This is a genomic window from Pseudobutyrivibrio xylanivorans DSM 14809, assembly GCF_900141825.1.
GTDB lineage: Bacteria > Bacillota > Clostridia > Lachnospirales > Lachnospiraceae > Pseudobutyrivibrio > Pseudobutyrivibrio xylanivorans.
The window spans coordinates 50,958-62,323 of sequence record NZ_FQYQ01000008.1 but is presented as its reverse complement, the minus strand read 5'-3'; the positions used below and the strand labels follow the sequence as shown (position 1 = coordinate 62,323).

At 37.8% G+C, this 11,366-nt stretch carries 11 protein-coding genes; 5 read left to right on the top strand and 6 right to left on the bottom strand.

Features of this window, described 5'->3' with window-relative positions:
- Positions 1–156 precede the first annotated feature (156 nt).
- Complete coding sequence (locus BUA88_RS07805) at positions 157–774, bottom strand: hypothetical protein (RefSeq protein ID WP_072915510.1); 618 nt, start codon at positions 772–774, stop codon at positions 157–159.
- A gap of 2 nt (positions 775–776) precedes the next feature.
- On the bottom strand, positions 777–1,592 hold the full coding sequence (locus BUA88_RS07800; RefSeq protein ID WP_072915506.1) for a hypothetical protein: 816 nt from the start codon (positions 1,590–1,592) through the stop codon (positions 777–779).
- A gap of 130 nt (positions 1,593–1,722) precedes the next feature.
- Here BUA88_RS07800 and BUA88_RS07795 point away from each other — a divergent pair, with 130 nt between their 5' ends.
- A complete protein-coding gene (locus BUA88_RS07795) occupies positions 1,723–1,977 on the top strand; it encodes an HAD family hydrolase (RefSeq protein ID WP_072915502.1) in 255 nt (84 codons plus the stop codon).
- A 4-nt stretch (positions 1,978–1,981) separates the two neighbouring features.
- Here BUA88_RS07795 and BUA88_RS07790 read toward each other — a convergent pair whose 3' ends face one another.
- Both BUA88_RS07790 and BUA88_RS07785 read right to left on the bottom strand, forming a co-directional pair.
- A complete protein-coding gene (locus tag BUA88_RS07790) occupies positions 1,982–2,404 on the bottom strand; it encodes a GNAT family N-acetyltransferase (RefSeq protein ID WP_072915498.1) in 423 nt (140 codons plus the stop codon).
- Positions 2,405–2,440: 36 nt separating this feature from the next.
- Positions 2,441–3,631, bottom strand: coding sequence for a S41 family peptidase (locus tag BUA88_RS07785; RefSeq protein WP_072915493.1), 1,191 nt, complete (start codon positions 3,629–3,631; stop codon positions 2,441–2,443).
- A 75-nt stretch (positions 3,632–3,706) separates the two neighbouring features.
- On the opposite strand from BUA88_RS07785, the gene BUA88_RS07780 reads away from it, so the two are divergent.
- Together BUA88_RS07780 and BUA88_RS07775 are read left to right on the top strand one after the other, a co-directional pair.
- The gene (locus BUA88_RS07780) at positions 3,707–4,066 is read left to right on the top strand and encodes a type II toxin-antitoxin system RelE/ParE family toxin (RefSeq protein WP_242939596.1); all 360 of its coding nucleotides are present in this window, start codon (positions 3,707–3,709) and stop codon (positions 4,064–4,066) included.
- A 16-nt stretch (positions 4,067–4,082) separates the two neighbouring features.
- Entirely contained in the window at positions 4,083–4,379 is a 297-nt protein-coding gene (locus BUA88_RS07775) for a HigA family addiction module antitoxin (RefSeq protein WP_072915488.1), read from the top strand.
- 287 nt (positions 4,380–4,666) lie between these two features.
- Here the strand turns inward: BUA88_RS07775 and BUA88_RS07770 are convergent, their stop codons facing one another.
- A complete protein-coding gene (locus BUA88_RS07770; protein WP_072915483.1) occupies positions 4,667–5,251 on the bottom strand; it encodes a DJ-1/PfpI family protein in 585 nt (194 codons plus the stop codon).
- Positions 5,252–5,284: 33 nt separating this feature from the next.
- The gene (locus BUA88_RS07765) at positions 5,285–6,172 is read right to left on the bottom strand and encodes an ornithine carbamoyltransferase (RefSeq protein WP_242939595.1); all 888 of its coding nucleotides are present in this window, start codon (positions 6,170–6,172) and stop codon (positions 5,285–5,287) included.
- Between the two features lie 297 nt (positions 6,173–6,469).
- Between BUA88_RS07765 and clpB the strand changes: the two genes are divergently transcribed.
- Positions 6,470–9,052, top strand: coding sequence for an ATP-dependent chaperone ClpB (clpB, locus tag BUA88_RS07760; RefSeq protein WP_072915479.1), 2,583 nt, complete (start codon positions 6,470–6,472; stop codon positions 9,050–9,052).
- Between the two features lie 188 nt (positions 9,053–9,240).
- On the top strand, positions 9,241–11,313 hold the full coding sequence (locus tag BUA88_RS07755; RefSeq protein ID WP_072915475.1) for an endo-1,4-beta-xylanase: 2,073 nt from the start codon (positions 9,241–9,243) through the stop codon (positions 11,311–11,313).
- The last annotated feature ends 53 nt before the right edge of the window (positions 11,314–11,366 follow it).

The window sequence follows — 11,366 nt, the reverse complement described above, 5'->3', positions numbered from 1 at the left end:
GTTTTGCCGCGATAAAGATATTCAACAGAAGATTGTAATAGTGTAAAATTCTAGTATTATTTATCGCAAGAACCATAGGAATAGGTATATCTTCGTTTGTTTGTGATAAACAGGAAAATGCCTGAAAAAGCTTGAAAAATGTACTAGTAAAAATACTTAAAAATAATTCCAACAATATATGCTTAAACCAAGATTGAATGCAAAGAGGAGTATCATAGGAAACCAAAAAATGATTCCAGGATTAATTGGTTTTACACCAGTTCTTTTGGCTACATATAAGACTTCATCACTTGCTAGACTGATAAAAAAAGCTTTAATAAATCTAGGCAAAAAAAGGCCAGAGGCAACCTTTACTACATCTCCATAAGAAGAAACATACTCATTATTGGAGCGTGAGAGGGCTTCTCCAATGCTGTAACTGGTAGCTAGATTTCCAGCAGTACGCGAAATTGCTTCGCTATTTTCAAAGTCTCCAAGAGTGATTCGTGGACCTCCACCAAGCTTTTTTCTGATTATAAGCCACTTATGAGTATTCATTAATATGCCAGGAATAAATATCATCAGGATGCCAATAACAATAAAAGCCAGAACATATATAGAAAAATCTGTAGCATAGTTTGGTCCTTTATATTCATAAAGAACATAGCCAAACATATCCAAAAAGGTTACGAATAAAAAATTAATTAAAGGTACGACAATCAGTGTAATGTATATTGTTGGATATGATAATAGTCTTTTTATTAATCTGATTTCACTGTTTGTTAATTCATTCATGTTTATAAAATACCATCAGCTTTCTCAATAATATTCTCATTGGTAAGATTGTCTGGGGAAGATACCCAGCAATCAAGATTGTAAAGACCTGTATCCCTAACTTTAAAGTGTGTCATATATACTGATTCTTCAGATTCTCTGGCAAGGACTATGATAAGAGTGGACTCACCTAAGTAATCTTTTTCACCGAACACGTAGTAATAGGTTTTCTCATCATCAAAGTCTTCACGAAGTTTATCTAATGCAGCATCGAAATTTCCAGATTCCTTATTAGCTTCTTTGAGAAGCTCTGCCTGTGCAAGATGCTTTTGGAGTGACTTATTTCTGGAAGCCGAAATATTATCCGCCAAGTTGATAGCAAAAGGACTGACGAGTGCTATTACAGTAAAACCTACACATACTATGGTCGTTATCAATGATTTTAGATTCAAGTCAAGATTAGAGGAGTTTAAGATATTCATGATTAACTGGGCTTTTTCTGGCTGGATATAATTGGGGGATAGAACAACTTGTCTTATTTCAGCCATACGTCTTCCTGACTTACATATAAAGCCTAAAGTTAGAGCTGCGGGCAAACAAATTATCATAAGCCCTGTTGACATCAAAATAATAAATAGAGAAGAATCTGCATCACAAAAGTTTAGTAGATATGCCGCTCCGCCAATAATACATGCTAGTAATGGCATAAAAAATGGTAATAGCTGGATAAATAGCATAATCCTTTTATTTTTTAAATATTTTTTGAAGTCATCAATAGTGATGTAATCAAATACATATAAATTTCTAAAGAAAGCATCTAATTTTAAATAATAGAGCATATTTCACACCTTTAAATTCTAAATAAAAACTCGCTCCATTATACATTGATTCTAGGTTTTTGCAAGCTCAAGGGCAGGTATAGTTTGATTTTGGCAAAGAAATAAGAGAGCATATGCGCTCTCTTGATAAATGTCTTGTGACATAGGCGTAAAGAAACCAGATCGAAAGATATATGAGATATGTGTTGAAAAACTAGGAGTTCAGCCAGGGGAATGCCTTTATGTAGGTGATGGCGGAAGTCATGAGCTTGAAGCAGCACAAGACTGTGGGATGATTCCCTTACAAGCGACATGGTATCTAAAAGATGGTGTGGATCAACCTTGTGGTAAGATGGAACAGTTCAATCAGGCTACTAATCCAATGGATATATTGGGGGGAATTTAAATAATTATTCTTCCAATATCAGCCACTGATTCATTCCTGCACCAACTTCTTCATTCGGCCGTTCTATGAATCCGAGTTTTGCATAGAATGGTTCTTTTCCTTTGGCAGAATTAAGATTAAGATTAACCATATATCCAGGCTTCATTTCGCTCTTAATTCTGTTAATCACAGCTTCAACTAGCTTTTTTCCTATTCCCTGTCCTTGATATTCAGGGATAACGATAACATCTGATATAAAAGCTACATATCCGCCGTCCCAAGACAATCGTACTACACCTATGGCTCTTTCATCATCCCTGACACAAAGAACCATATAAGCTCTTTCAACACAATTCTTTGCTTCCTCGAGTGGGAAAAGCCTCCATCCGACTAATCTACGTAATTCTAAATATTCTTCAGGTGAAATATTTTCCTCGTATCTAATCACTTGTTTTCTTTCCTCCAATCCTCGATTTGCTGATTTTTATTTGCTAGAATCATCTGTTATTAATTTAAGGCAGCGTTCCAATGCTGTCTCATTTTTAATTGTTACAACATCAGGAGTGGTTCCCAAAATGGCATTCATACTACCATCGGTGTTTTCTCCAGCAGTGCAGGAAAAACGAATAAGTAATCCAGAATCAGGTAAGATTATTAAAATTGGAGTGGAACCTAGACCATCACCACCTGTTTGAGCACCAACAAGAGTAGCCCATCCAGTTGATTTACAGAAATATGCAAATTTATCTGATGCAGAATAGACTTTTGGGCCGGTTAACACCCATCTTTTAATGGTAGCTGGTATTATCATATTATCAGTTGGTTCATTAGGTACATTAAATTTCGAAACAAAAGATTTATCTAATCCTAATGAATTGGCCCATTCAGGAGCATTTTTTAACCTATTGGTAGGACATGATTCTACAATGTTTATATACTTATCAGTTGTAGAAGATGTCTTGAAAAAGTTCCTTATATTTAGTTCGTAGCTTCCTCCAAATGGAGCAACAATGTTATCCATCCAATAATAGTCGCTTCCGCCACTATTTCCAGTGATATCAAAAATGACATTCTCAACTTCTGGATATTTTTCTATTGCATCGCTAATCACTTTTTCATCATGCTCTTTCAATTCGTGGGAGAAAGAGGGAATTTTAAAGTATATAGCTTTCAGATCAAAGTAATATTGTATGAAAACCTCTTGATTAGAGATTTCTTCTCCTTCGAATGCCTCTATACTTGTCGGCTTTGTATAAATTTCTGCAATCCTATCGTCTTGCAAGACTTCGGAATAAGGTGTTGTATAGTCGTTTGATGAAATCTTATTTAGAACATAAAGATAATAATATTCCTGGTACATATCCTGAGACAAGACGTCTAAGTGAGCCAGGTTATTCATTTCGCTGAACATACGCTGGAGGAGATTTGCAAAATCATTTACATCCTGAACAGAATCCAATTCCAGCGTATATCTGGTGCGTAATTCATCTACATCTATTATATTTTCATCAATATATGTGAGATATGGGTAGCTGTTTTCTAGTTCATCCCAAAGTAAATCAAAATCATTCTTATATTGGTTATTATTGTGAGAAGAGCAGCCTGTTATTAGCAAAACGGTGCTAAATGCAAGCATCAGAAGTAAACAGTAGGTCTTTTTTGCGATGTTTTTCATATAGAATCAATAGTCCTCAAAAATAGTATATTGTTGAAAACAATTGTACTTTATTGTGAGATAAATATCTATTATGTGGGGGCAGAAAAGCGAGATTATGAAAGAAAAAACAAGAGAAATATTGACACGCGACACGTTACAAGTTACAATTTATATATGATTAAATCATTTGCACATAAAGGACTTAAAGAGTTCTTTGAAACAGGATCTAAAAAGGGAATACAGCCAGATCATGCACCTAAATTGGCTAGAATGTTAGACAGATTAGACGCAAGCGTGACACCACAAGATATGAATTTGCCTGGATACAGGTTACATCCGCTTAAAGGCGATAAACAAGATATGTGGTCAGTTACAGTAAACGGTAATTGGCGTATGACATTTTATTTTGAAGGTCACGATGCTCATCTAGTTGACTATATGGATTACCATTAAGAAAGGAGGCTGCTATATGACAAGAAAACCAACACATCCAGGAAATGTATTTTTAGAAGATGTAATGAAACCACTTGATTTAACTATTACTGATGCTGCAAAAATGCTTGGCGTTAGTCGCAAAGCTTTATCTGAGTTTGTAAATGAGAAGGCAGCATTAAGCCCTGAGATGGCTCTACGTATCAGTAAAGCAACAAACACTTCAGCTGAAAGTTGGCTTAATATGCAACAGAAGTTAACACTTTGGAAGGCTGAGCAGCATGCTCCAACAAATGTTATTCCGTTTCCATTGCCAGCTGTTATGGAAGGGTAGTATCTGATATTTTCATAAAGAGTATTTTAACGTCTACTGCACGAAGGCAGTAGACGTTTTTTTTACAATATGTGAATATATTAACTATTCAATAATCTTTAAAATTCTTTGTCATTACATCATAACAAAGATAATCACCATCACAAGTCTCAATAATATTGTAGTCCATCTCAATATAACCACGCCTCTTGTATATTTTCTTTGCAGGAAATGATGCATCGATAATAACTGAATCATACTTCTTCGCAATTTTCTCCTCTGCAAAATCAAGAAGGTACTTTCCTCTTTTATAGAAAGCCCATACCTTGTTTCACAGTGTTTGTTTTTTCTTTACCAAGTAACACCTCTAATAATTTGAAAGCTACTTCGGCAGCCGTCTGAGGGCAATAAGATGAAATGACATTACTATCAATGACAACCGGTTTATCTATTACGTTTACCCCAAATTCAGCTAGCTGTTTTTGTCTATATCCATCCATCAAATGATAAGTAGTAGCTTTTCTTCCTTTCAGAACACCGCTTTTTCCTATAGGAAGAGCACCAACACAGATACTGGCAATAGTTTTGTTAGCGGTATCAAAAGCTCTTATCAGCTGAAGGAAATTCTCATCATAAGCCTCTTCAAAATATCCGTATATGTGGTCGCCTCCAGGAATAGCAAGAGCATCATAGTCATCAACACATACCTTGTTAATAATTTTACCAACCTTTATTTCGGTATTCCAAAATGCGCTTGGAACTGTATGACTAAATCCGCAGGTTTCTAATTCTATATCGAAGCCATATTCACTTTTGGCCCAGCCTATTACATCATAGAATGGCGCAAACTCCATCATTTCAAAGCCTTTACAACAAAATAGAAGTACTTTCATAATAATATCTCCAACATAATCTAAGAAAAAAAATTAGTGTGACAAACAATAAATCAATATCGCTTGCTGTATTCTTAAAAGATTATTTTTAAATGCATACCCAACGAAGAAATCTGAATCAATTACATTTTCAGAGACTTCTTCACCGCGATAGAATGGTGGGCAAGGATTTAGGATGGCACCATCATTTGCCTGCGTCATTATATCCTTTGTAATTTGATATGATTTAAAGTCATTAAGTATTTCTTGTGGAATAGAATCTGTGCATATTATATCTTTCCCACTAATGAGCTTTGATAAATTAGTACCATGCTTAACATCTGGAATTGCATATTCAGATGGGCTGCATTGAGATAAAGAAAAACCAAAAGCTTCGGAAGCTTCTTTCCAAGCTTTGCCTATATTTCCTGCAGCTCCAACAAATAAATATTCATCTTCCAGATATGAAGATCGAAGCTTAGAAATTGAATATAAATCTGACATCATTTCGCAGGGATGATTTTCATCGGTTAATGCATTTATAACAGGAATATCAGTGACAGTTGATATTTTATCAAGAAGGTTGATATCTTTATGTCTGATGACAACAGCATCAGCCCAATTCTGGAGGTAACCAAAAACATCTTTGATATCCTCTTTTTTATCTAATGTGGCAGGATCAAATAAGATTGATTGACCTCCCAGGAGATATATTCCTTTTTCGAAAGAAACGCGAGTTCTTATACTATTTGAAGGAAAGAACATTACAACGGTTTTATCCTTGAGAAAGTTCGGATACTTATCAATATTCTCTGCAATCTCGAATATCTCTAGTAAATCTGAAATATTGAAATCCGTTAATCTAATGAATGAACGCATTTTAACCTCTACACATTTGATATTTTGGTAATAATTGTACTTCATTGAAGGATAAATAGCCATATAAAAAGAAAAAACTCCGTGGAAAAGGATCCACGGAAGAAGAATAAAAATGGAAATATAGTTGTAATAGTTGATCCCAATTCTCTTGAAGATGTAAGAACTGTTGTAAATAATAACGGAATGTATTGTGTCAAGGATAATGTAATTCTTAAATATTTATAAATTATTAGCACTCTCTCTTGTAGAGTGCTAATTTTTGTGTTAGAACATAATTAGATAAAAAGAACACCTCATCCACCGCTAAAGCGGTCCCCCTTCCCCTCAAGGGGAAGGCAAAGGGGAGAAAGGAGAAGATTTATGAATATCCAGAAATTTACACAGAAATCAATAGAAGCCATAAATGGCTGTGAAAAGATAGCAATGGAGTATGGTAATCAGGAGCTGGAGCAGGAGCATCTTTTGATGGCGTTGATGCGTCAGGAGAATGGTTTGATTCCTTCGCTGATTAGCAAGATGAATATCGACACTACTCAATTCGTAAATGCGATAGATGCAGCTCTCAGTGCCAGAGTGAAGGTGCAGGGAGGTCAGCTAAGAGTTGGTCAGCAGCTTAATTATGTGCTTACCTATGCCGAGGATGAAGCAAAGGCTATGCGAGATAGCTATGTTTCGGTAGAGCACCTTATGCTTGCCATGATTAAGAAGCCAAGCACTCCAATAAAGAACATATTCAAGCAGTTTGGCATTACAAGAGACAGCTTCCTTGCAGTCCTTGCTACAGTTAGAGGAAACCAAACCGTAAATACGGATAATCCTGAGGCTACCTACGATACACTTGAGAAGTATGGCTACGACCTGGTAGAAAGAGCACGCGATAACAAGCTTGATCCTGTAATTGGTCGAGATGAGGAAATCAGAAATGTCATCCGAATCCTTAGCCGAAAGACCAAGAATAATCCAGTGCTTATCGGTGAACCAGGTGTTGGTAAAACAGCAGTTGTAGAAGGCTTGGCACAGCGTATTGTCCGTGGTGATGTGCCAGATGCACTTAAGAATAAAAAGGTATTCTCACTTGAAATTGGTTCAATGATTGCCGGTGCAAAATATCAGGGTGAATTCGAGGAAAGATTAAAGGCTGTTCTTGATGAGATTAAAAACTCAGATGGTGAAATCATCCTGTTTATTGACGAGCTTCATACTATTATCGGCGCAGGCAAAAATGGCAGCGGCGGACTTGATGCAGGCAACATGTTAAAGCCTATGCTTGCCCGTGGCGAGCTTCACTGTATCGGTGCCACAACACTTGATGAATACAGAGAATACATTGAAAAGGATGCTGCATTAGAGCGTCGTTTCCAGCCAGTTATGGTTGACGAGCCAACAGTTGAAGATACCATCTCTATCCTTCGTGGTCTTAAGGAACGTTACGAAGTATTCCATGGAGTTAAGATTACAGATGGCGCGTTGGTCTCAGCAGCTACGCTTTCAAACAGATACATCTCAGACAGATTCCTTCCAGATAAGGCAATCGACCTTGTGGATGAGGCCTGTGCACTTATTAAGACAGAGCTTGATTCAATGCCAGCAGAGCTGGATGAAATGAACAGACGTGTAATGCAGCTGGAGATTGAAGAGGCCGCTCTTAAAAAGGAAACAGACAAGCTTTCTCAGGATAGACTTGCAGACCTTCAGAAAGAACTCTCAGAACTTCGAGACGAGTACAACACAAAGAAAGCTGCATGGGATAACGAGAAAAAGCTTGTTGAGGATGTTACAAAAATCCGCGAGGAATTAGATGACGTTCAAGGCCAAATCAAAATTGCTCAGCAAAAATATGACCTTGAAGAGGCGGCAAAGCTACAGTATGGCAGACTTCCTGAATTGGAAGCTCAGCTTGCTGACGCCGAAGAAAGACTTAAGAGCAGAGATGCAAATCTTGTTCACGAAAATGTTTCAGAGGATGAAATCGCAAGAATCATTTCAAGATGGACAGGCATTCCTGTGGCAAAGCTTAACGAGAGTGAGCGAAGCAAGACACTTCATCTTGATGAGGAATTGCACAAGAGAGTCATGGGGCAGGATGATGCTGTAAAGCTTGTATCAGAAGCCATCATTCGTTCAAAGGCTGGTATCAAGGACCCTACAAAACCAATCGGTTCATTCCTATTCTTAGGACCTACTGGTGTAGGTAAGACAGAGCTTGCAAAGACACTTGCACAGGCACTTTTTGATGATGAGAACGCAATGGTTCGTCTTGATATGTCCGAGTACATGGAGAAGTTTAGCGTATCTAGACTTATCGGAGCGCCTCCAGGATATGTAGGCTACGATGAGGGTGGCCAATTGACAGAAGCGGTGAGACGCAAGCCATATTCTGTAGTACTTTTCGATGAGGTTGAAAAGGCTCATCCAGATGTATTCAACGTACTTTTACAGGTGCTTGACGATGGCCGTATCACAGATTCTCAGGGACGTACAGTGGATTTCAAAAACACAATCATTATCATGACCTCTAACCTTGGTTCACAATATCTGCTTGAGGGTATTGATGAAGCAACTGGCGAGATCACCGACGCGACAAATGAGATGGTAATGAGTGAGCTTAGAAATTCATTCCGACCAGAGTTTCTTAACAGACTTGATGAAATTATTATGTTCAAGCCTCTTACAAAGGATAACATCGGAGGTATCGTAGATCTTATTCTTGAAGAACTTAACCAAAGACTCGAGGACAGACAGCTTAAAATTGAGCTTACCTCAGCAGCTAAACAATTTGTAATAGACCAGGGCTATGATCCAGTATATGGTGCCCGTCCACTTCGTAGATTTATTCAAAAAAATGTGGAAACTATGGCTGCAAAAATCATCCTTGGTGGAGATATTCATGAGGGAAGTACCATTACAATTGATAGCGATGGAACTCAGCTAACAGCGAAATAGTGACAATTTGACAAATATAATCAATGGACTCTGTGGATATTTTACCACAGAGTCTATTTTTATGTAGATAAGGCAATAATTGATAAATACGCCGCAAGAATTGATAATGTGTGAAATTGTTAATTATGTTACGATATTATTACAAGCAGGGGAGACGAGTTAAATAATATTTCATGGGGGATAATGAAATGAAGAAAAAATTGTTAAAGAGTTTCGCATCGAAACTCCTTGCTGTTGCTTGCGCATTTACAATGCTTGCATCAGCACCAAGCCTTACTGCAAACGCAGCACAGGCAACACTCCTTAATACCTATGGAAGCACATATGGTTATTCAGGAACATGTATTAACCTGTATCAGCTTAGAGATGCAGGTCAGCTTAATTTCTTAAAGCAGCATTACAACAGTATTACTCTTGAAAACGAGATGAAGCCAGACGCATTACTTGGCGGTTCTGCAAGACTTATCTCAGTTTCACAGGCTAAGAATCAGGGCTACTATATCCCAGATAATTACAGAGAGCAGTACGTACCACAGATTAACTTCAGCACAGTTGATGAGGTTATGAAAATCTGTTACCAGAATGGTCTCAAGATGAGAGCTCATACATTAGTATGGCATTCACAGACACCTTCTTGGTTCTTCCGTAGCAACTATAGCGGTGGAGCAGGTTTTGTTAATTCATCTGTTATGGATGCACGTCTTGAAATGTATGTAAAGACAGTTATGAACCATGTATACACAAACCAGTATGGTAGTGTTGTTTATGCATGGGACGTAGCAAATGAGATTTTACATGCAAATAACTCAGGTTGGGAAGCAGTTTATGGAAATAACAGAAAGAATGCTTCTTATGTAAAGAAGGCTTTCAACTATGCTTACGACACACTTGAGTATTTCAAGCTTACAGATTCTGTAAAGCTTTTCTACAACGATTACAACACATATATGGAAGTTAATGATGTAATCACACTTGTGAACTATATCAACCAGGGCAGAAAGGTTTGTGCAGGTGTAGGTATGCAGTCTCACCTTGGAACAGGCTTCCCTTCAGTTGATTACTATACAACAGCACTTAACTCATTCTTAAGAGCAGGTTTTGAAGTTCAGATTACTGAGATGGATATTACTAACAAGGGCGATAATGATATGGCAAATTATGCTTATCAGCTCTTCAAAAATATCAACACAGCTAAGAAGAACGGTGGCAAGATTACAAGTATTACTTGGTGGGGACTTTCTGATCAGACAACATGGATTAGCAATTCTGCTCCATTATTGTTCTCTAGACCAGGCCAGGCAAAACAGTCTTACAATGCAGTTATCAAGGCTTACACAGATGTAATTGGTCAGCCAGGTTCAAACCCAGGTACTAGACCAACACCAACACCAACTCCAAATCCACAGCCAACACCAACTCCATCACAGAATGTAGATAAGAACTCTACAGCAAATATTGCAGATGGATGGTACTACCTCAAGAATACACTTTCACAGAAGTACCTTACAGTTGAAGGCAACTCAGCTAAGGCTGCTACAAATGTATGCATCAGCAAGGGTACAGGTGTTGATGGCCAGAAGTGGTATGTTCAGAATCTTGGAAATGGATACATCTCACTTAAGTCTGGTCTTGGCGATTTCATGCTTGATGTAGCTAATGGCAAGGATGAGGATGGTGCAAACCTTCAGATTTACAATGCTTACGCTCATGATCCACAGCAGTTTATCGTAAAGAATACAAACAAGAGCGGCGTATACACAATCGCTACAAAGACATCTAATGGTTCTAAGTATGTTGATGTTTACGAGCACAAGACAGCTGATGGCACAAACGTATGCCAGTGGACATATTACGGAAATCCAAATCAGCAGTGGCAGTTTGAGAAGGTAAATGGTGGATCACAGGCTCAGCCAACACCAACACCAACTCCAAAACCACAGCCAACACCAACTCCAGCACCACAGCCTTCAACAGGAGCAGGCCTTACAGCAAAGGCTACAATCAACAGCTGGGGCAGCGGTTACACAGCAAACATCAAGGTTTCTAACAACACAGGAAAGACTGTAAATGGTTGGACACTTAAGCTTAAGAAGAGCGAAGTAAAGATGGATTCTAGCTGGAATGTAAATGTAAAGGAATCAGGTGATTCTTATGTACTTACACCAGTTGATTGGAACTCATCTATTCCTAACGGTGGAAGCGTAGAATTTGGCTTCAACGGCTCAGGAAATGTTGGAAGCATTAGCATTGATGTTCAGTAAGAAGATTATACTTAGTAATTAAAAATACAGATTCTCCCCCTGCTTGTACTTAT

Coding starts and splice junctions, on each gene's coding strand:
- BUA88_RS07765 (WP_242939595.1), bottom strand. CDS start 6,172: ATGGCTATTTATCCTTCAATGAAGTACAATTATTACCAAAATATCAAA.
- BUA88_RS07775 (WP_072915488.1), top strand. CDS start 4,083: ATGACAAGAAAACCAACACATCCAGGAAATGTATTTTTAGAAGATGTA.
- clpB (WP_072915479.1), top strand. CDS start 6,470: ATGAATATCCAGAAATTTACACAGAAATCAATAGAAGCCATAAATGGC.
- BUA88_RS07785 (WP_072915493.1), bottom strand. CDS start 3,631: ATGAAAAACATCGCAAAAAAGACCTACTGTTTACTTCTGATGCTTGCA.
- BUA88_RS07770 (WP_072915483.1), bottom strand. CDS start 5,251: ATGAAAGTACTTCTATTTTGTTGTAAAGGCTTTGAAATGATGGAGTTT.
- BUA88_RS07795 (WP_072915502.1), top strand. CDS start 1,723: ATGTCTTGTGACATAGGCGTAAAGAAACCAGATCGAAAGATATATGAG.
- BUA88_RS07755 (WP_072915475.1), top strand. CDS start 9,241: ATGAAGAAAAAATTGTTAAAGAGTTTCGCATCGAAACTCCTTGCTGTT.
- BUA88_RS07805 (WP_072915510.1), bottom strand. CDS start 774: ATGAATGAATTAACAAACAGTGAAATCAGATTAATAAAAAGACTATTA.
- BUA88_RS07800 (WP_072915506.1), bottom strand. CDS start 1,592: ATGCTCTATTATTTAAAATTAGATGCTTTCTTTAGAAATTTATATGTA.